This is a genomic window from Pseudomonas sp. AG1028, from assembly GCF_007993955.1.
Lineage (GTDB): Bacteria > Pseudomonadota > Gammaproteobacteria > Pseudomonadales > Pseudomonadaceae > Aquipseudomonas > Aquipseudomonas straminea.
Window position 1 is genome coordinate 259718 of sequence record NZ_VIVP01000001.1, and the last position, 18326, is coordinate 278043.

20 protein-coding genes and 1 pseudogene are annotated in these 18326 nt (G+C 62.5%); 10 read left to right on the forward strand and 11 right to left on the reverse strand.

Annotated features, from left to right (window positions below; translation table 11 throughout):
• Positions 1-7: 7 nt before the first annotated feature.
• The 3 genes from FB481_RS01150 to lipB all read left to right on the forward strand — a co-directional run bounded on the left by FB481_RS01150 (position 8) and on the right by lipB (position 2153).
• On the forward strand, positions 8-1183 hold the full coding sequence (locus FB481_RS01150; RefSeq protein ID WP_013792707.1) for a D-alanyl-D-alanine carboxypeptidase family protein: 1176 nt from the start codon (positions 8-10) through the stop codon (positions 1181-1183).
• 68 nt (positions 1184-1251) lie between these two features.
• Positions 1252-1530 carry a DUF493 domain-containing protein gene (locus tag FB481_RS01155; RefSeq protein WP_093504163.1) on the forward strand — a complete coding sequence of 93 codons (279 nt, stop codon included), beginning with the start codon at positions 1252-1254 and terminating at the stop codon, positions 1528-1530.
• Positions 1530-2153, forward strand: a complete 624-nt coding sequence (gene lipB, locus FB481_RS01160; RefSeq protein WP_093504162.1) for a lipoyl(octanoyl) transferase LipB — start codon at positions 1530-1532, stop codon at positions 2151-2153. The genes FB481_RS01155 and lipB overlap by 1 nt, the downstream gene beginning before the upstream one ends.
• Positions 2154-2216: 63 nt before the next feature.
• Here the strand turns inward: lipB and lipA are convergent, their stop codons facing one another.
• Positions 2217-3269: a lipoyl synthase gene (lipA, locus tag FB481_RS01165; protein WP_013792704.1), complete on the reverse strand. Its 1053-nt coding sequence runs from the start codon at positions 3267-3269 to the stop codon at positions 2217-2219.
• A 127-nt stretch (positions 3270-3396) separates the two neighbouring features.
• On the reverse strand, positions 3397-3792 hold the full coding sequence (locus tag FB481_RS01170) for a RidA family protein (RefSeq protein WP_147174835.1): 396 nt from the start codon (positions 3790-3792) through the stop codon (positions 3397-3399).
• A 126-nt stretch (positions 3793-3918) separates the two neighbouring features.
• Between FB481_RS01170 and FB481_RS01175 the strand changes: the two genes are divergently transcribed.
• Positions 3919-4845 carry a LysR family transcriptional regulator gene (locus tag FB481_RS01175; protein ID WP_147174836.1) on the forward strand — a complete coding sequence of 309 codons (927 nt, stop codon included), beginning with the start codon at positions 3919-3921 and terminating at the stop codon, positions 4843-4845.
• A 105-nt stretch (positions 4846-4950) separates the two neighbouring features.
• On the forward strand, positions 4951-5520 hold the full coding sequence (locus FB481_RS01180; protein WP_178109820.1) for a pseudouridine synthase: 570 nt from the start codon (positions 4951-4953) through the stop codon (positions 5518-5520).
• Positions 5521-5530: 10 nt separating this feature from the next.
• Here the strand turns inward: FB481_RS01180 and FB481_RS01185 are convergent, their stop codons facing one another.
• From FB481_RS01185 to FB481_RS01210, 6 genes are all read right to left on the reverse strand, one after another.
• Positions 5531-5929 carry a globin gene (locus tag FB481_RS01185; protein ID WP_147174838.1) on the reverse strand — a complete coding sequence of 133 codons (399 nt, stop codon included), beginning with the start codon at positions 5927-5929 and terminating at the stop codon, positions 5531-5533.
• Between the two features lie 62 nt (positions 5930-5991).
• On the reverse strand, positions 5992-6195 hold the full coding sequence (locus FB481_RS01190) for a DUF2788 domain-containing protein (RefSeq protein WP_093504157.1): 204 nt from the start codon (positions 6193-6195) through the stop codon (positions 5992-5994).
• A 391-nt stretch (positions 6196-6586) separates the two neighbouring features.
• Positions 6587-7066, reverse strand: a complete 480-nt coding sequence (locus FB481_RS01195) for an Lrp/AsnC family transcriptional regulator (RefSeq protein ID WP_027903635.1) — start codon at positions 7064-7066, stop codon at positions 6587-6589.
• A 322-nt stretch (positions 7067-7388) separates the two neighbouring features.
• Complete coding sequence (gene dld, locus FB481_RS01200) at positions 7389-9095, reverse strand: D-lactate dehydrogenase (protein WP_147174839.1); 1707 nt, start codon at positions 9093-9095, stop codon at positions 7389-7391.
• A 1-nt stretch (position 9096) separates the two neighbouring features.
• A complete protein-coding gene (gene lldD / locus FB481_RS01205; protein ID WP_093504155.1) occupies positions 9097-10236 on the reverse strand; it encodes an FMN-dependent L-lactate dehydrogenase LldD in 1140 nt (379 codons plus the stop codon).
• A gap of 155 nt (positions 10237-10391) precedes the next feature.
• Entirely contained in the window at positions 10392-12077 is a 1686-nt protein-coding gene (locus FB481_RS01210) for a lactate permease LctP family transporter (protein WP_093504154.1), read from the reverse strand.
• A gap of 296 nt (positions 12078-12373) precedes the next feature.
• On the opposite strand from FB481_RS01210, the gene FB481_RS01215 reads away from it, so the two are divergent.
• Positions 12374-13141: a GntR family transcriptional regulator gene (locus FB481_RS01215; RefSeq protein WP_093504153.1), complete on the forward strand. Its 768-nt coding sequence runs from the start codon at positions 12374-12376 to the stop codon at positions 13139-13141.
• 78 nt (positions 13142-13219) lie between these two features.
• Here FB481_RS01215 and smpB read toward each other — a convergent pair whose 3' ends face one another.
• Complete coding sequence (gene smpB / locus FB481_RS01220) at positions 13220-13702, reverse strand: SsrA-binding protein SmpB (protein ID WP_013792693.1); 483 nt, start codon at positions 13700-13702, stop codon at positions 13220-13222.
• Between the two features lie 201 nt (positions 13703-13903).
• On the opposite strand from smpB, the gene FB481_RS01225 reads away from it, so the two are divergent.
• A complete protein-coding gene (locus FB481_RS01225) occupies positions 13904-14341 on the forward strand; it encodes a type II toxin-antitoxin system RatA family toxin (RefSeq protein ID WP_093504152.1) in 438 nt (145 codons plus the stop codon).
• Positions 14331-14651, forward strand: coding sequence for an RnfH family protein (locus FB481_RS01230; RefSeq protein ID WP_147174840.1), 321 nt, complete (start codon positions 14331-14333; stop codon positions 14649-14651). Before FB481_RS01225 ends, FB481_RS01230 begins: the two co-directional genes overlap by 11 nt.
• A gap of 75 nt (positions 14652-14726) precedes the next feature.
• Here the strand turns inward: FB481_RS01230 and FB481_RS01235 are convergent, their stop codons facing one another.
• On the reverse strand, positions 14727-15236 hold the full coding sequence (locus FB481_RS01235; RefSeq protein ID WP_027903629.1) for an outer membrane protein assembly factor BamE: 510 nt from the start codon (positions 15234-15236) through the stop codon (positions 14727-14729).
• A gap of 96 nt (positions 15237-15332) precedes the next feature.
• Here FB481_RS01235 and fur point away from each other — a divergent pair, with 96 nt between their 5' ends.
• Entirely contained in the window at positions 15333-15740 is a 408-nt protein-coding gene (gene fur, locus FB481_RS01240; protein WP_093504150.1) for a ferric iron uptake transcriptional regulator, read from the forward strand.
• 81 nt (positions 15741-15821) lie between these two features.
• On the opposite strand, the gene recN is transcribed toward fur, so the two are convergent.
• Positions 15822-17495, reverse strand: a complete 1674-nt coding sequence (gene recN, locus FB481_RS01245) for a DNA repair protein RecN (RefSeq protein WP_147174841.1) — start codon at positions 17493-17495, stop codon at positions 15822-15824.
• A gap of 173 nt (positions 17496-17668) precedes the next feature.
• Here recN and grpE point away from each other — a divergent pair.
• Positions 17669-18238, forward strand: a pseudogene (gene grpE / locus FB481_RS01250) (nucleotide exchange factor GrpE); the annotation flags it as partial.
• Between the last annotated feature and the right edge of the window lie 88 nt (positions 18239-18326).

Below are 18326 nucleotides of genomic sequence, written 5' to 3' on the forward strand. Positions count from 1 at the left end.
GAGACGGATGAAAATCACCAGCTTCGCGCAACGCATCTTCCTGTCACTTACTTTGCTCGGCGCTTCCAGTGCCTGGGCAAACCAGGCGCCGCTGCCGGCTCCACCCCAACTGGCAGCCAAGTCCTACGTGCTGATGGACGGCGCCAGTGGCAACATCCTGGTCGAGAACAACGGTGACGAGCGTCTGCCGCCGGCCAGCCTGACCAAGCTGATGACCGCCTACATTGCCACGCTGGAAATCCGCAACGGCAAGATCAGCGAGCAGGACAAGGTCACCATCAGCGAGCACGCCTGGCGTACAGGTGGTGCGGCTTCCGGTGGCTCGACCATGTTCCTGCCGGTGAACAGTCAGGCTACCGTCGGCGAGCTGCTGCACGGTGTGATCATTCAGTCCGGCAACGACGCCAGCATCGCCATCGCCGAGCACATCGCCGGCAGTGAAGACGCCTTCGCCGACATGATGAACGCCACTGCCGAGCGTCTGGGCATGAAGAACAGCCACTTCATGAACGCCACCGGCCTGCCGAACCCTGAGCACTACTCCAGCGCTCATGACATGGCGATTCTCGCGCGCGCGATCATCAACGAAGATGCCGAGCACTACGCCATCTACTCGCAGAAAGAGTTTCTGTGGAACAACATCAAGCAGCCCAACCGCAACCTGCTGCTGTGGCGCGACCGCACCGTCGACGGTCTGAAAACCGGCCACACCCAGGAAGCCGGTTTCTGCCTGGTAGCCTCGGCCGTACGTGACGGCGCGCGGATGATCACCTCGGTATTCGGCACCGACAGCGAAAGCGCTCGTGCTGCCGAAACCCAGAAGCTGCTGACCTACGGTTTCCGTTTCTTCGAAACCCGTACCTTCTACCAGAAGGGCACCGAGCTGGCTCAGGCGCCTGTGTGGAAAGGCCAGACCTCCCAGGTCAAGGCCGGTCTGGCGCAGGACCTGACCCTCACGTTGCCCAAAGGCCAGCTGGAGAAGCTGCAGGCGAGTATGACTCTCAACCAGCAGATCACCGCGCCCATCGCCAAGGGCGACGTGATCGGCAAAGTAGAAGTGAAGATGGGTGATCAGGTGGTGCACAGCGCCGACCTGGTGGCGCTGGAGGCGGTTGAGGAGGGTGGTTTCTTCCGTCAGCTGTGGGATAGCATCCGCCTGTTCTTCTACGGGTTGTTTAACTGACAGCTTGCCCCCATGTTGTGATGAACGCCCTCGAACCGAGGGCGTTTCATTTTGGATCCGGGAACATCATGACCGACACCGACGTACAAGCCCCGAAAATCGAATTCCCCTGCAAGAACTATCCGATCAAGGTGATCGGTGAAGCTGGCGACGGGTTCACCGACATGGTGATCGAAGTGATGCAGCGCCACGCGCCCGACTTCGACGCCGGCACTCTGGTCACGCGCGACAGCAGCAAGGGCCGCTTTCTCTCCGTGCAGGTGCTGATCACCGCCACCGGTGTCGAGCAGCTGGAAGCCATTCATGTCGACCTGCGTGCCACCGGCCGCGTGCACATGGTGCTGTAGTGGCTGCAGCCGAACTGATCGTGCGCCATCTCGGGCTGGTGGACTATCTGCCAACCCTGGAGGCCATGCGCACGCTGACCGCCGAGCGAGATGAAGCCACGCCCGACGAGATCTGGCTGTTGCAGCACCCGCAGGTGTTCACCCAGGGGCAGGCTGGCAAGCCCGAGCACCTGCTGGCACCCGGCGACATTCCGGTGGTGCAGGTCGAGCGCGGCGGGCAGGTGACCTTTCACGGCCCCGGCCAACTGGTCGGCTACCTGATGCTGGATTTGCGTCGCCTCGATCTGGGCGTGCGTGAACTGGTCACGCTGATGGAGCAGGCACTGGTCGAGGTACTGGCGGGCTATGGCGTCGAGGCAGCGCCCAAGGCTGATGCGCCGGGCGTTTACGTGGGCGGTGACAAGATCGCCTCGCTGGGGCTGCGGGTGCGCCGCGGCTGCTCGTTCCACGGCCTGGCGCTCAACGTCGACATGGACATGACGCCTTTCGGGCGCATCAACCCGTGCGGCTATGCCGGCTTGAAGATGACCCAGTTGAAGGATCTGGTGGCGACGCCGCCTGCCTTCGATGAGGTCGCCAAGCGCCTTGAGCAGGTGCTACGTCAGTGCTTGGGCTACGTTTAATACGGTAAGCAACAAAAAAGGGACGCCGAGGCGTCCCTTTTTTGTTCGTCCGGTAGAACGTGATCAGTTGACGTTCAGCGCGGGGATCAGGCTGTTGTCGACCTGCTGGCCCGGCACCGGAACCGGTGCAGCCAGGCCCAGATTGTTCTTCTCGAACACCTTGTCGGCACGGTAGCTGGAGCGCACCAGCGGGCCGGCTGCCACTTCCATGAAGCCCATCTGCAGGCCGATGTCGCGGAAGCGATTGAATTCGTCCGGGCTCACCCAGCGCTTGACCGGAAGGTGGTTACGGGTCGGCTGCAGGTACTGGCCGAGGGTAAGGATGTCGACGCCCACGGCGCGCATGTCCTGCATGGCTTCGAACACTTCGTCATCGGTCTCGCCGAGACCGAGCATCAGGCTGGTCTTGGTGAGCACGTCGGGACGATGGCGCTTGGCGTGGGCCAGCACGTCGAGCGTTTTGCGGTAACCCGCGCGCGGATCGCGCACTTCACGGGTCAGACGGTTGACGGTCTCGACGTTCTGGGCGAACACCTCGAGGCCCGAATCCACTACGCGCTCGATGCACGCCAGGTCGCCGTCGAAGTCCGGCGTCAGGGCTTCGACCACCACCTGCGGGGTGTTGGCCTTGATCGCCTGGACGCAGGCCGCGTAATGCGCGGCGCCACCGTCGGGCAGGTCGTCGCGGTCCACCGAGGTCAGCACGATGTAGCGCAGGGCCATCAGCTCTACCGATTTGGCGGTGTTCTGTGGCTCTTCCTTGTCCAGCCAGCCGTTCGGGTTGCCGGTGTCCACTGCACAGAAGCGGCAGGCGCGGGTGCACACCGAGCCCATCAGCATGATGGTCGCCGTGCCATTGGACCAGCACTCGCCCATGTTCGGGCAGTGCGATTCCTGGCAGACGGTGCTCAGGCGATGCTCGCCAACGTTACGCTTGACCGCTTCGAAACGGCTGCCGCCCGGCGCCTTGACCCGCAACCAGCTCGGCTTGGGCTCGTACACCTTTGCTTCGGTCGAGGCGCGGCGCTTCTGACCGTCCTTGATGGCGGTAATACCCTGTGCAGTGCGGAATTTTTCGCCGCTGGCGATGGGCTTCGGGGGGGCAGTATCGGACATCGAAAATCTCGGCTCCGGTAGGGGCTGCGGTGGCGGAGGGGCAGCTTTTGACCGCCGCGCAGTGTATCACAGCGCGCGGCGGCAAGCGCCCGACCGTCTGCCCCTGTGGAGCCGCCTCGGGCGGCGATCAGGCGTCCGGCAGCTTGGCGATCACCTTGATCTCGAACTGGAAGCCATACAGCCAGGTCACGCCCACGCAGGTGATGTTCGGGAAAGGCGCGTCGCCCCAATAGTCGGGCACCACTTCCCAGATGGTCTCGAAGCGCTCTTCGGGGTTGACGATGAATACCGTCACGTCGACCACGTCGTCGAAGCTGCAATCGGCGGCCCTGAGCACCGCATTGAGATTCTCGAAGGCCAGACGAACCTGGGCCTTGAGATCCGGCTCGGGTGAGCCGTCCGGGCGGCTGCCCACCTGGCCGGATACGAACAGCAGGCCGTTGGAGCGTACAGCCGGTGAGTAGCGGTTGCGTTCGTAGAGGGCCTGGCGGCCGGCGGGGAAAACCACGTCGCGCGTTGTCATGTCGTCTCCTCTGGGCCTTTGGCCCGTTCAAGTAATGGATTCACTTTAGAAAGGCTCGGGCGCTGGATAAACCGGCCAGTTCGTTCAACACTGTTTGTAAATCCCAAACAATCAGTGGTTGAGCGGATGGACCGATTCGATGCGATGCGCGCCTTCGCCCGGGTGGTGGAGTCAGGCAGCTTCACCAAGGCAGCCGATACCCTGCACATGAGCAAGACCAGCGTGACCCAACTGGTGCAGCAGCTCGAAGCGCGTTTGCGTGTGCGCCTGCTGAACCGCACCACCCGCAAGGTTGCCGTGACAGCCGATGGCGCTGCCTATTACGAGCGTGTGGTGCGCCTGCTCGCCGACATGGACGACGCCGAGACCAGCCTGTCCGATGCCAGTAGCCAACCCCGCGGGCGCCTGCGTATCGACGTGCCGAGCCCATTCGCGCGGATGATCCTGGTGCCCTCGCTGCCGGCCTTCCATGCCCGCTATCCGGACATCCAGCTCGATCTCGGCGCCAGTGACCGTCTCGTCGACCTGCTCGGCGAGAACGTCGATTGCGTGATCCGCGGCGGGGAAATAACCGATCAATCGCTGATGGCCCGCCGTGTCGGCGACCTGCGTTCCGGCGTCTATGCCGCGCCGGATTACCTGCAGCGCTGCGGTACGCCGCTGCACCCGCAGGAGCTGGTCGACAGCCATCACCGTATCGTCGGCTTCAAGCGGGCGCGGACCGGCAAGCTGTTTGCTTACCGCATGCAACGCGGCGACGAACGCCTGGAGGTGGAAGGTCGCTACGTGCTGGCCGTGGATGACGGTAATGCCTATCAGGCCGCCGGCCTGGCCGGCTTGGGCGTACTCTGGCTACCCACTTACATGGCCGATGAGCATGTGCAGCGCGGCGAGCTGGTCGAGGTGTTCACGGATTGGCAGTTCGAGCCGATGCCCATGTACATCGCCTATCCGCCCAACCGTCACGTTAGCGCCAAGCTGCGGGTGTTCATCGAGTGGATCGTCGAGCTCATGGCGCTGCATGCGCCGGTGATCGACCGCAGCGGTCGCTGACAAACGGACTGAGGCACGGCGGCTTTGCGGTAAACTGCGCGCCCGTTTCGCCATGATGTTCGTCGTATGTCTCGACCCAAACGCCCCGCATCGCGTCCCTACCGAGTGGCCAAGGCCCCGCCCGCCGAGCCGCGGTTGATCGTGCTGAACAAGCCGTTCGATGTGCTGACCCAGTTCAATGACGACCAGGGCCGCGCCACGCTCAAGGATTTCGTCGCCGTGCCCGGTGTATATCCGGCTGGTCGGCTGGATCGCGACAGCGAAGGTTTGCTGCTGCTCACCAATGATGGGCAGTTGCAAGCGAAGATCGCCGACCCCAAGCACAAGCTGGCCAAGACTTATTGGGTGCAGGTAGAAGGCGAGCCCAGCATGGAACAGCTGAAGCAGTTACGCGACGGCGTGCAGCTCAACGATGGGCCGACGTTGCCTGCCGAGGCGCGGCAATTGGATGAGCCCGAGCTGTGGCCACGCAATCCGCCGGTGCGCTTTCGCAAGAGCGTGCCCACCAGCTGGTTGGAGCTGGTTATTCGCGAAGGCCGTAACCGCCAGGTGCGGCGCATGACGGCAGCGGTCGGCTTGCCGACCCTGCGCCTGGTGCGCGTACGCATCGGTCCCTGGTCCCTGGATGGCCTGCAGCCGGGGGAGTGGCGCGACCTGTCGCCGCGCCTCGATTGAGTCAGGCGGCTTAGCCGTCGTAGCCGGCCTTGATCACGCTGATACCCTTGATCAGCACCTCGCGCCAGCCTTGCAGGGTGGCTGCGTCAGCTTCCCTGTCGTGCTCGATGATGGTCTTGAGCAGCGCCTCCAGCCACAGATCGTAGAGCTCGGGGCGAATATCCATGGCGCTGCGTGCGTGGGTGCAGCCCAGGGCGCGCAATTTGGTGTCCGGCATACCGCGGGCGTGCATCACCAGGTTGAGAATGCCCTGGCGCAGCAGCAACTTCTGCGCGGCCATGTCGGTATTGACGAACTTCTCGCGCACGGCCGGTGAGCTGGCGAGGAAGTGCCGGTAGAAATCGTCGAAAAAGGCCGGGCTGGCACAGCAGCGTCCGTAACTTTGCATGACGCGATCGGTGGCGTTCATGTGTTTCTCCATGGGCAGCAGACAAGGCAATGCGGCGGGCGCCGCGATTCTTTTTGGTGGTTTCAGACGCTTTCCAGGCCAGCGATGACTAGGCTCTTGATGACAAAGCCGAGCACGCCCAGGCCCAGGGCGAAGAACAGAATGAAGGTGCCAAAGCGGCCGGCGCGGGACTTTTTCGCCAGGTCCCAGACGATGAACGCCATGAACAGCACCAGGCCGCCTACTAGCAGGGTCATCATCAGCTCTTCGAAAAACTCGGGTTCCATCCTGACCTCGGCGGCGATCCATCGGCTGCCGCCCAGGGTCGGGCGGCAAGGCACAACAAAGGTGTGGATATTACAGCGTTGCTGGCCAGTAGGCGTAGTTGCCCGATGGTCTTAGAACCTGTTCACGATCTTTATGCGCCTGAAGCGGTAGCTACAAGGCAAAAGCGGACTGTCTCTGCAAAGGGGGGACGACGCTTCACCTACGCGGCCCGACGCGTCCACCGCTCCAAAACCACAATGGTGGACGAAAAAAGCGTCATCCACCCTACGTCCTGACTTTCAGCGATCTCGTGGGAGCGGCTTTAGCCGCGAGTTTTTTATTGAGGCAAACATAGAGCTCGGGGCTAAAGCGCCCCTCCTACACGTTTACGAGAACGGCTACTCCCGCCACTTAGCCGCGCAGGTGCTGCAGCGGCAGCTGGGTGCTGGAGAGGATCTGCTGCAGCACGAAGCTTGAGCGTACGCTGGACACGCCATCGATCCGGGTCAGGGTGCCGAGCAGCAGCTTCTGGTAATGGTCCATGTCCGGCACCACCACCTTGAGCTGGTAGTCGGCGTCCATCCCGGTAACCAGGCAGCATTCCAGCACTTCCGGGCATTTGCGGATCTCTTCCTGGAAGTGCTCGAAGCGTTCGGGCGTATGGCGATCCATGCCGATCAGTACATAGGCGGTCAGGGTGAGCCCCAGTTGGCGGCGGTCGAGCAGCGCGACCTGGCCAGTGATGTAACCGTCATCCTGCAGTTGTTTGACGCGGCGTGAGCAAGGCGAGGGCGACAGGCCGATACGCTCGGCCAGTTCCTGATTGGATAGCGTCGCGTCGCGCTGCAATTCGGCGAGAATATTCAGGTCGTAGCGATCGAGTTTGTTCATGGTTAACCGATTTCGTTATCAGATTGCTGTTTTGGTTTGTTAATCGATTTATTATTGCGCAATTGGTTATCTGATTAGCAATGTTAGCAATCTTTCTTCACGGCCGTGGGCGTAGTCTTTACCTCAGTTTCACGGCCCGGACGACACGTCCACCCGGCTCGCCCAATCAGGGGAGCTGGCGCCGCCGACCCTACCGGGTCGTCACGGCACCCGGGTCCGCACTGCCCAACCAGGCGGGCGACGAAAGCGGCGACAGAATTGCCAGCACAGGACATCTACGAGAGGGGAGGCCGAGAGGTCTCCCCTTTCTTCTTTTCGTGCCTCAGTGATTCTTGCAGCAGGATACCCAGTGCTTCTTCTTGGACGTCTGGCCGATGCCCGGGTTGAAGGCATTGGTCGGGTCCAGCTCGCGGTAGAAGTCCGCCAGGGCCGGTTTGGCGACGTAGAGATGGCCCACGTTGTGCTCGGCCGGGTACTCGGCGCGGCGCTCGTCGAGCAGCTTCCACATCGCGTGCTCCATGGCGATCGGATCGACGCCCTTCTTGACGATGTAGTCCTGGTGGAACACGTGGCAGAAGAAGTGCCCGTAGTAAAGCTTGTGGATGATCTGCGCCTCCATGTGCGCCGGTAGCGTTTCCACCCAGTCACGGTCGTTGCGGCGCAGGGCGATATCCAGAGCGAGGATGTCCTCGACGCTGCCGGGGTGCGCCTCACGGTAGCGAATCGCCGCGCCGGCAATGGCAAAACGATGCAGAAAGGCCTTGCGGCCTTCGTCGGCGTCGCACTCGAAAAAGGCTCCGGTGCTGGCGCTGCCGAAGTACTCGGCTAGAAAACGCCTGGTTTCTTCCAGGCTGTCGTTGGCCACGCGAATCATCAGGTGATGCTCGAAACGCTCGCGGTAATCGCGCATGCGCGCCGGCAGGTGGCTGGGCAGCAGATTCATGGCCAGCTGGATGATGCGGTCGCTGACGCCGCGCAGGCCGAAGCGCTCGAAGAAGCCGTCGACCCGGCTTTTCATGGCGAAGGCAGCCGGCACTCTGGCGGTGCCGAAGCGGTCGATCAGCAGAAAAGTGTCCTTGCCATATTTCTCGCCGATATCGAAAGCGGTGCGGTGAATGTATTCACCGGCGATCGGCAGGCTCGGCAGCTGGTTGAGCAGGTGGCGGCGTACCTCGGTCAGGTCGTCCGCGGCGTTGGTGCCGATGTAGAAGACCGTACTCGGCTCCTTGGGGAAGGTGTCCAGGCGCACGGCGAACAGGCACAGCTTGCCAGCCGAGCCCGAGGCTTCGAACAGCCGTGATGGGTCGGCATTGAAACGTGCCGGCGTGTCGGCGTCGACATCGCGTACGTGCTCGCCGTAACGCTGGTCCGAGGCTTTGCCGGCTGCCTCGTTGCTGACCTGGTGCGGGCCGTAGTCGCCGCGCTGCAGGCGCGTGAGGATTTCCTCGGGGCTGTTGCCCAGGTCGATACCCAGGTGGTTGACCAGCTCCAGGGAGCCATCGGCTCTCACCTGGGCATAGAGCGCGAGCTCGGTGTAGGCCGGCCCACGGCGTACCAGCGAACCTCCGGAATTGTTGCACACGCCGCCGAGCACCGACGCGCCGATGCACGACGAGCCGATCACCGAGTGCGGCTCGCGGCCCAGGGGCGCTAGGGCCTGCTCCAGGCGGTCGAGGGTGGCGCCGGGCAGGCATATCACCTGCGCGCCGTCGTTGATCAGCTGTACGCCGCTGATACGCAGGGTGTTGATCAGCACGATTTCGCGGTCGTAATCGTTACCGTCCGGCGTCGAGCCGCCGGTCAGGCCGGTGTTGGCTGCCTGCATGATGACAATACGGTCGGCGGCAACGGCGGCCTCAAGCACCCGCCACTGTTCCAGCAGGGTGCCGGGGCGCACCACCGCCAGCACGTTGCCCACGCCGGTACGGTGGCCCTTGCGAAAGCGCCGGGTGCTTTGCGCGTCGGTGAGCACATGGTCGCGGCCAACGGCGTCGCGTAGCTGTTTTAGCAGTGCGTCGCGGCTGATCATCTCAGAGCTCCCGAACCAGTGAATCTGCACTGATCTGGTCGATGGACCTAGCGCCGGTCAGCACCATGGCCACGCGCATTTCCTTGTCGATCAGGCTCAGCAGGTTGCTCACCCCGGCACCACCCGCAGCAGCCAGGGCATACACGAAGGCGCGACCGAGCATCACCGTGTCGGCGCCCAAGGCGATCATGCGCACCACGTCGAGGCCGCTGCGGATGCCGGAGTCGGCGAGAATCTTCAGGTCACCCTTCACTGCGTCGGCAATGGCCGGCAGCGCGCGGGCGCTGGAAAGAACACCATCGAGCTGACGACCGCCGTGGTTGGAGACCACGATGCCGTCGGCGCCGAACTTGACCGCGTCGCGCGCATCCTCGGCATCGAGAATACCCTTGATGACCATCGGGCCGTCCCAGAACTCACGAATCCACTCCAGATCCTTCCAGGAAATCGACGGGTCGAAGTTGGCACCCAGCCAGCCGATGTAATCGGCCAGCCCAGTCGGGTTGCCTCGGTAAGTGGAGATGTTGCCCAAATCATGGGGCTTGCCCATGACGCCCACGTCCCAGGCCCAAGCCGGGTGCGTGAAAGCCTGCAGCATGCGGCGCATGGCAGCGTTCGGCCCGCTCATGCCGGAGTGGGCGTCACGGTAGCGGGCACCGGGCGTGGGCATGTCCACAGTGAACACCAGGGTGGTCACGCCCGCGGCCTTGGCGCGCTCCAGGGCGTTCTTCATGAATCCGCGGTCTTTCAGTACATACAGCTGGAACCACATCGGCCGGCTGATCGCTGGTGCGACCTCTTCGATCGGGCACACCGACACGGTCGACAGGGTAAAGGGGATGCCCTTGTCCGCCGCTGCCTTGGCGGCCTGCACTTCACCGCGGCGCGCATACATGCCGGTCAGGCCGACCGGTGCCAGGGCCACCGGCATCGACAGGGTCTCGCCGAACAGCTTCGTTTCCAGGCTCAGCTCGGCCATGTTCTTCAGCACGCGCTGGCGCAGGGCGATACCTGCCAGGTCTTCGACGTTGCGCTTGAGGGTGTACTCGGCATAGGCGCCGCCATCGATGTAGTGGAACAGAAACGGCGGCAGGCGCCGCTGGGCAGCAGCGCGGTAATCGGTGGAGGCAGAAATGATCATGGGCTCTATTCCGTGTCTGGGCTGGCGCGTTGCCGCGGCAGCTACAAAGCCCGGACACTGTCGCGGGCTTTGGGTGTGTAGCATGCCCGGGGCAGGGCGCTGCGTTTGTATTCAAGTGCGCGTGGCCGCAGGGCCGACGCGCAGCTGCTCGTACCTCAATGCACCAGCATGCCGGTCAGCCAGTAAGCCTGCGTCAAGGTGATCAGGCCGACGAAGGTGGCGAAGATCAGGCTGTGCTTGAGGGTGAAGCGGAACAGGTCGGATTCCTTGCCGACCATGCCGGTCGCGGCGCAGGCTACGGCGATCGATTGCGGCGAGATCATCTTGCCGGTTACCCCGCCGCTGGTGTTCGCCGCCACCAGCAGGGTGTCGCTGACACCGATCTGATGTGCCGTGGTGGCTTGCAGCGAGCTGAAGAGTGCGTTGGACGAGGTATCCGAGCCGGTCAGGAACACGCCCAGCCAGCCGAGGAACGGCGAGAAGAACGGGAAGGCCGCGCCGGTTCCAGCCAGCACCAGGGCAAGGGTAGTCGACATGCCGGAGTAGTTGGTGACGAAGGCGAATGCCAGCACCATACCGATGGACAGGATGGGCCAGCGCAGTTCGTAGAAGGTTTCCTTAAAGGTGGTCAGACCAATTTTAAGGTTGATCTTCAGAATCAGCATCGACAGGACAGCAGAGAAGAAAATCGCAGTGCCGGTCGCCGAGATCGGATCGAGCTTGAATACGGCAGCGATCGGCGTCGGGTTGGCGACGATGGGGGCGACCTTGACCACCAGCTGATCCAGATGCGGGATCGGCACCATGAACACCAGGTGATCCAGAGCGCCGCCTGGGGCGAATAGCGCCTTGAAGGGTTTCAGCGTCCAGACGGTGACCATGGCGGTGAGAATCAGGAAGGGCGACCAGGCCTTGAGGATCTGCGCGAAGCTGTAGGGCGACGGTGTGGTGCTGCGCACACCGCCAAAGCCGCCGGCTACCGCAGCGCCACCGGAGGTGCCGGCGACCTGGCTGTCGGCAGCGCGCTTGGGCTGCCAGACCTTGAGGAACAGGGTCAGGCATACCAGGCTGACCAGCGCCGAGGTGATGTCCGGCAGCTCAGGGCCGATGTAGTTGGAGGTGTAGTACTGGGTGATGGCGAAGCTCACGCCAGCCACCAGCGCAGCCGGCCAGGTTTCGCGGATGCCTTTCCAGCCGTCCATCATCGCCACCAGCCAGAACGGCACGATGATCGACAGGATGGGCAGCTGGCGACCTGTCATGGCGCCGATCTTGAAAGCGTCGATACCCGTGACCTGGCCGGCGACGATGATCGGGATGCCCAGGGCGCCGAACGCCACCGGGGCGGTGTTGGCGATCAGGCACAGGCCGGCTGCATAGAGCGGGTTGAAACCAAGGCCGACGAGTAGGGCGGCGGTGATTGCCACCGGTGCGCCGAAGCCCGCTGCGCCTTCCAGGAAAGCACCGAACGAGAAGCCGATCAGCAGTACCTGCAGGCGCTGGTCATCGGTGATCGAAAGCACCGAGCTGCGGATGACTTCGAACTGGCCGCTCTTGACGGTCAGTTTGTAGAGGAACACTGCCGCGACGATGATCCAGGCGATCGGCCACAGGCCGTAGGCGAAGCCATAGCCGGCGGCGGCCAGGGCCATGTCCACCGGCATGCCGAAGGCAGCGATGGCGATGATGATCGACAGCGCCAGAGTGATGCTACCCGCTAAATGCCCCTTGAGGCGGAATACGGCGAGGGCGAGAAAGAAGAAAACGATGGGGATCACGGCCGCTAGTGCGGACAGGCCAAGGCTGCCGAGCGGTGTGTAGAACTGTTGCCATGTTTGCATGGGGAGGCTCGCTGATTGTTGTTGGTATCGCCTGATCGCGAGCTGCTGGTGATTCACCGAATGCAGAGCAGTTTTGCGAACGGGTTGTTATTATTGGTAAGACCAATTTACAAGTGGCAAGCGCCAGAATAATTTCTTTTGCTCGGGTGCGTCAATTTGCGCTGTTTCGACTTTGGTCTGAGGAGTGGTGAAGGGAGCCGTGCTTGTGGCGATAGAGGTCACTGGGTAGGCTGCATGGATTTTCGGCCGCCAGGCGATCTGGCGGCGTTTTCGGGGTGGTGTGGGATGTTGAAGCAATGAATTTCGGTCCGCTGCGCCAAAGGCGTCTGTCCGACGATATCGTCGAGCGCCTGGAAGCAATGATCCTCGAAGGCACGCTCAAGGCCGGTGAGCGCCTGCCAGCCGAGCGGGTGCTCGCCGAACAGTTCGGTGTGTCACGGCCTTCGTTGCGTGAGGCTATCCAGAAGCTGGCGACCAAGGGGTTGCTCAGCAGCCGTCAGGGCGGCGGTACATATGTATGCGAGAACCTTGGCTCGACCTTTAGCGACCCGCTGATGCACCTGCTGGAAAGCAGCGCCGACGCCCAGCGCGACCTGCTCGAATTTCGCCATACCCTGGAAGGCTCCTGCGCCTATTACGCGGCACTGCGCGCTACCGATGTGGATCGCCGGCGTCTCACTGAAGCCTTTGAGCGGCTACAGGATTGCTACGGCCGCGCAGGTGAGGTGACCCGTGCCGAGGAGGGTGTGGCGGACGCCAATTTCCACCTGGCCATCGCCGAGGCCAGCCATAACGCTGTGCTACTGCACACCATTCGCGGTCTGTTCGATCTGCTCAAGCGCAACGTGGTCACCAACATCGGTGGCATGTATGCCCTGCGCGGCGAGACCCGCGGCATGCTTAACGCCCAGCATCGTGCTCTATACGAGGCGATCATGCAGGGTCGTGCCGAGGATGCGCGGGCGCTGTCCAATCAGCATATCGATTATGTGCAGGAGGTCTTGGCGGACGTTGTTCAGCAGGAAGCCCGTGAGCAGCGTGCGCAACGGCGCCAGGGGCTGTAGTCAGTCGGTCGGAGTTGCCTGGAAAGGCGAGATGTAAGGGGTTGGAGCGCGCTGCGGTTCGCTATCGAACCGCAGTGCTTACTCGTCCTTGCCCTTGCTGCGCATGGCGCGCTGCACTTCGCGATCGGCGTCGCGCTCTTTCTCGGTGTGGCGCTTGTCGAAATCCTTCTTGCCCTTGGCCAGGGCGATTTCGCATTTGACCAGATGCTGTTTCCAGTACAGAGACAGCGCCACGCAGGTGTGGCCCTTCTGCTGCACGGCGCCGAACAGCTTTTCCAGCTCGCGACGATTGAGCAACAGCTTGCGCGTGCGCGTCGGATCGGCGATGACGTGGGTGCTGGCGGTTTTCAGCGGCGTGATGTGGCAGCCCATCAGCCAGGCTTCGTCGTCCTTGAGCAGGACGTAACTGTCGACCAATTGAGCCTTGCCGGCACGCAGGCTCTTCACTTCCCAGCCAGCCAGCGCCAGGCCGGCCTCGAAGCGGGACTCCACGAAATAGTCGTGCATCGCCTTCTTGTTCTGGGCGATGCTGCCTTGCGGATGTTTCTTTTGTTTAGCCATAGGCGGCGCATTATAGGGAGTCACGTGACGGTGCGCCATGCGTGCGCGTGCTAAAAGCACTGCGGCAGCTGTCCGCTTGAGCCCTCAAGGCGAATCCTCGACAATATTGGGATACTCGCCTCGGGTTGATGTCTGTAGTAAGAGCATCAGCCCGAGACATCGCGCTGCTGCGATGTCGTCAACCGTGGAAATTCAATCGTTATGAGTACTCACATCCAGCGCTCGGCCTTGCTTCCGTATCCGGCCCAGGCTCTCTACGACCTGGTCAATGATGTCGAGCGCTATCCCGAGTTCCTGCCCTGGTGTGCGTCAAGCGAGGTCGTCGAGGCCAGCGATACGCACATGGTCGCCAGCCTGGAAGTGGCCAAGGCTGGTTTGAGCCAGCGCTTCACCACGCGCAATGTGCTGGTGCCGGGGCAGTCCATCGAACTGAACCTGGAAGATGGCCCGTTCGAGCATCTGCACGGTCAGTGGACCTTCAAGGCATTGGGCGACAAGGCCTGCAAAATTAGCCTGGACCTGACCTTTGACTACGCCGGCCCGATTATGCGCGCAACCCTGGGGCCGCTGTTCAATCAGGCGGCCAACACCATGGTCGACGCCTTCTGCCAGCGGGCCAAGGAGCTGCATGGTCAGTAATCAGTTGTCGGTGGAGGTGGTCTTCGCCGCGCCGGATCGGCAGATGCTGATCAGCCTGCAATTGCCTGTCGGCGCCACCGTGCGCGAGGCCGCGTTGCAATCCGGTTTGCAGGTGCACTTTGCCGAGCTGGATCTGGCTGCGGCGCCACTGGGGATATTCGGCAAGATCGTCGCGTCGCCCGAGACGCAGCGTCTGGAGGAGGGCGATCGTGTGGAAATCTACCGGCCCCTGCTCGCTGATCCGAAAGAGGTGCGTAAACGCCGCGCCGCCCAGGCCGCTGAGCGGGCGAGGAATGCTGACCAGCGTTGAGCTTCCAGATTTCCAGGCGGTAATGAAAAAGCCCCGGCATTTGCCGGGGCTTTTCGTTGTGCGCTGCTCGCGAGCTCACTGCGGCGAGGTTTCCAGCGGTTCCGGTGTCGGTACCGGTACGGTTTCGACGTTGTCGACGTCACGCTGGATCTGCTCGAGTACCGAGCCTGGTGCGGCTGGCTCATCTTGTTGCTGAGTCGGTGCCTGTGTCGGGGCGCCATCGCGGCCGAGAATCTGGTCGTCGCGGCTGGTGCCTGGCATGAAGTCGCCGGACAGGCTGACCAACTGGTCGTTGCCGTCGAAGTTGAGCGTTACACGCTCCTGCTGACGCTGGCTACCGCCGGCCTGCATGCTGTACAGATAATCCCAGCGGTTGGCGTGGAAGGTATCCGTGATCAGTGGGTTACCCATGATAAACCGCACTTGGCGCCGGGTCATTCCGGGGCGCAACTGGTCTATCATGTCCTGCGTGACGACATTGCCCTGTTGGATGTCGATTTTATAAACCCCGGGGAATGAGCAACCGGCGAGTGCGATGAGCCCCATGAAGGTGAGGCTGGTCAGCAGGAGTCTGGTTTTTTGCATCGGTGGGCGTCTTCCACTATCTTGGCTGGGCAACGTAAACCCCGATCATACCCGCAATAAGGGAAGCTGCGAAGCGCTTCCGCGAGAAAGCAGACCATGGTTGAAAATAGCGAACTGCGCAAAGCTGGCCTGAAAGTAACCCTGCCACGGGTCAAAATCCTGCAGATGCTGGACTCTGCCGAGCAGCGTCACATGAGCGCCGAAGATGTCTACAAGTCGCTGATGGATGCGGGCGAGGATGTCGGTCTGGCGACCGTCTACCGCGTACTGACCCAGTTCGAAGCGGCCGGCCTGGTGGTGCGCCATAACTTCGATGGCGGCCATGCCGTGTTCGAGCTGGCTGACGGTGGTCACCACGATCACATGGTGTGCGTGGACTCCGGCGACGTGATCGAATTCTTCGACGCCGAGATCGAGAAACGCCAGAAGGAAATCGTTCGTGAGCACGGTTTTGAGCTGGTGGATCACAATCTGGTGCTTTACGTACGTCGTACCGCTAAATAAGCGTTCGGTTGACAAAAAAGGCGACTCAGGTCGCCTTTTTCATGCCTGCAGGAAATGTTTTCTGCAGATGTCTGTGGGGCGTCAGCTCTGGGCGTTGCTGACCAGTTTACGGGCGTGAGCCAGGGATTCGTCGGTGAGATCGATGCCGCCCAACATGCGTGCGACTTCCTCGATACGCTGGGCTTCGCCGAGCTTGCTGACCGCCGTACGGGTGGCGTTGTTGCCGCGCACCTTGTGGACGAACAGGTGCTGGTGGCCCTGGGCGGCGACCTGAGGCAGGTGGGTGACGGTCAGCACCTGACCGCGCTCGCCGAGGCGGCGCAACAGCTGGCCGACCACTTCGGCGGTCGGGCCGCCAATGCCCACGTCCACCTCGTCGAACACCAGGGTCGGAACCCGTGAGGTTTGCGCGGTGATCACCTGGATGGCCAGGCTGATGCGCGACAGTTCACCGCCCGAGGCGACCTTGGCCAGTGCCTTGATCGGTTGCCCAGGGTTGGCGCTGACCAGAAACTCGACCTGTTCCAGGCCATTGGCATTTGGCTCGCCGCCTTCGATGGGCTGCAGCTGAATACTGAAGCGTCCGCCTGGCATGCCCAGGGTCTGCATTTCCTTTTCAACCGCCTTGCCCAGTTTGCTAGCGGCCTTCTGGCGCTTGGCGCTGAGTTCGGCCGCCTTTTCCTGGTAGTGACGACCGTAGGCGGCAAGCTCTTCGCCCAGGCGCTCGGCGGCCTGGTCGTCGGCATTGAGACTTTCCAGTTCGTCGAACAACTGCTGCTGCATGGCGGGCAGTTCGCTGGGGTGGATGCGGTGTTTACGCGCCAGGGTATAGATGGTGTCCAGGCGTTCTTCGAGTTGTTGCTGGCGCTCAGGGTCGGCGTCGAAGTGGTCGAGGAAACGGTTGAGCTCGCCCACTGCTTCCTCGATCTGGATCTGCGCGCTGGCCAGCAGGTTGGTGGCTTCGTTCAGGGCGCCCGGCTGGCCTTGCAGGCCGCTAAGGCGGTTGAGGCTGGCAGTGAGCACCGACAGTACGTTGCCGGCATCGCTTTCGCTGCACTGATCGATCACCTGGCGGCAGGCGCTGAGCAGGCTCTCGGCATTGGTCAGCGCCTTGTGATCCTGCTCCAGTTGCTCCAGTTCGTTGTCACCCAAACCAAGGTTCTCAAGTTCTTCGAGCTGATAGCTGAGCAACTGATGGCGGGCGCGCTGCTCGTCGCCCTGGGAGGTCACGCGTTCGAGTTCACTGCGGGTCTGCTTCCAGCGCTGCGCGGCCAGTTGTACTTGGCGGGCCAGCTCCTGGGCGCCGGCGTATTCGTCGAGCAGCCGGCGGTGGGTGTCGGTCTTGAGCAGCGACTGGTGCTCGTGCTGGCTGTGAATGTCGATCAGCAGCTCGCCCAGTGCCTTGAGGTCGCCGAGCGGGCAGGGCGTGCCGTTGATGTAACCGCGCGAGCGGCCTTCGGCGGTGATCACCCGGCGCAGGATGCACGGCCCGTCGTTATCCAGGTCGCGCTCGGCGAGCCAGGCGTGGGCTTCGGGGATGTCGGCGAGGTCGAAGCTGGCCAGTATGTCCGCCTTGTCGGCGCCTGGGCGAACCACGCCGCTGTCGGCGCGATCGCCCAAAGTCAGGCCGAGGGCGTCGAGCATGATCGACTTGCCGGCGCCGGTTTCGCCGCTGATGACGCTCATGCCCCGGTCCAGTTCCAGATCCAGGTGTTCGACGATGGCGTAATTGTGGACGGACAGGTGCACCAGCATGGCGAGGCCTCTCAGGGTTGTTCTGGTTATTTATACAGTGGTTTGCGATGAGGTGGCAATACGCTGACGACTGGCTGCCGGAAAGTGGTAGTGGCCCTTGAAACCCTACAAATCATCCTTATATAGGCGGCAGACGCGCGAGTTGAGGCTCGTCGAATCATTCAGAGGAGAAATGCATGGCTGACGAACAGAACCTGGATCCGCAGACTTCCGAAGCGCAAGCGAACGACGCCGCGCCAAGCGAAGACCTGGCTGCTCGCGTGCAAGCGCTGGAAGAGCAACTGGCGACTGCGCAGGATCAGTCGCTGCGCATGGCTGCCGATCTGCAGAACGTGCGCCGTCGCGCTGAACAGGATGTCGAGAAGGCGCACAAGTTCGCCCTCGAGAAATTTGCCAACGACCTGCTGCCGGTGGTCGACAGTCTCGAACGTGGTCTCGAGTTGTCCAGCGCCGACGACGAATCGATCAAGGCGGTGCGTGAGGGCATGGAGCTGACGCTTAAGTTGCTGCTCGACACCCTCAAGCGCCACCAGCTGGAAGCCATTGACCCTCATGGTGCGCCGTTCAACCCGGAGCATCATCAGGCGATGGCCATGCAGGAAAGCACCAACGTCGAGCCCAACAGCGTGCTCAAGGTGTTCCAGAAGGGCTACCTGCTCAACGGTCGCCTGCTGCGTCCGGCCATGGTCGTGGTCAGTAAGGCCCCGGCCGAGGCGCCGCCATCTATCGATGAGCAGGCTTGAAATCGGCGGGCCACACCCCATTTAGTGAGTCAAGCGTATTAGTGCTACCGCAGCGGTCACGACAACGCGGCGGATATTTCAAAGTTTC

Bases quoted from the DNA above. Each gene is read 5' to 3' on its own strand.
- FB481_RS01190 (WP_093504157.1), bottom strand. From the start codon at position 6,195: ATGGAACCCGAGTTTTTCGAAGAGCTGATGATGACCCTGCTAGTAGGC.
- FB481_RS01230 (WP_147174840.1), top strand. From the start codon at position 14,331: ATGGTCAGTAATCAGTTGTCGGTGGAGGTGGTCTTCGCCGCGCCGGAT.
- FB481_RS01235 (WP_027903629.1), bottom strand. From the start codon at position 15,236: ATGCAAAAAACCAGACTCCTGCTGACCAGCCTCACCTTCATGGGGCTC.
- FB481_RS01225 (WP_093504152.1), top strand. From the start codon at position 13,904: ATGAGTACTCACATCCAGCGCTCGGCCTTGCTTCCGTATCCGGCCCAG.
- recN (WP_147174841.1), bottom strand. From the start codon at position 17,495: ATGCTGGTGCACCTGTCCGTCCACAATTACGCCATCGTCGAACACCTG.
- FB481_RS01215 (WP_093504153.1), top strand. From the start codon at position 12,374: ATGAATTTCGGTCCGCTGCGCCAAAGGCGTCTGTCCGACGATATCGTC.
- FB481_RS01185 (WP_147174838.1), bottom strand. From the start codon at position 5,929: ATGAACGCCACCGATCGCGTCATGCAAAGTTACGGACGCTGCTGTGCC.
- lipA (WP_013792704.1), bottom strand. From the start codon at position 3,269: ATGTCCGATACTGCCCCCCCGAAGCCCATCGCCAGCGGCGAAAAATTC.
- smpB (WP_013792693.1), bottom strand. From the start codon at position 13,702: ATGGCTAAACAAAAGAAACATCCGCAAGGCAGCATCGCCCAGAACAAG.
- FB481_RS01155 (WP_093504163.1), top strand. From the start codon at position 1,252: ATGACCGACACCGACGTACAAGCCCCGAAAATCGAATTCCCCTGCAAG.
- FB481_RS01175 (WP_147174836.1), top strand. From the start codon at position 3,919: ATGGACCGATTCGATGCGATGCGCGCCTTCGCCCGGGTGGTGGAGTCA.
- dld (WP_147174839.1), bottom strand. From the start codon at position 9,095: ATGATCAGCCGCGACGCACTGCTAAAACAGCTACGCGACGCCGTTGGC.
- FB481_RS01170 (WP_147174835.1), bottom strand. From the start codon at position 3,792: ATGACAACGCGCGACGTGGTTTTCCCCGCCGGCCGCCAGGCCCTCTAC.
- lldD (WP_093504155.1), bottom strand. From the start codon at position 10,236: ATGATCATTTCTGCCTCCACCGATTACCGCGCTGCTGCCCAGCGGCGC.
- FB481_RS01150 (WP_013792707.1), top strand. From the start codon at position 8: ATGAAAATCACCAGCTTCGCGCAACGCATCTTCCTGTCACTTACTTTG.
- FB481_RS01195 (WP_027903635.1), bottom strand. From the start codon at position 7,066: ATGAACAAACTCGATCGCTACGACCTGAATATTCTCGCCGAATTGCAG.
- FB481_RS01210 (WP_093504154.1), bottom strand. From the start codon at position 12,077: ATGCAAACATGGCAACAGTTCTACACACCGCTCGGCAGCCTTGGCCTG.
- fur (WP_093504150.1), top strand. From the start codon at position 15,333: ATGGTTGAAAATAGCGAACTGCGCAAAGCTGGCCTGAAAGTAACCCTG.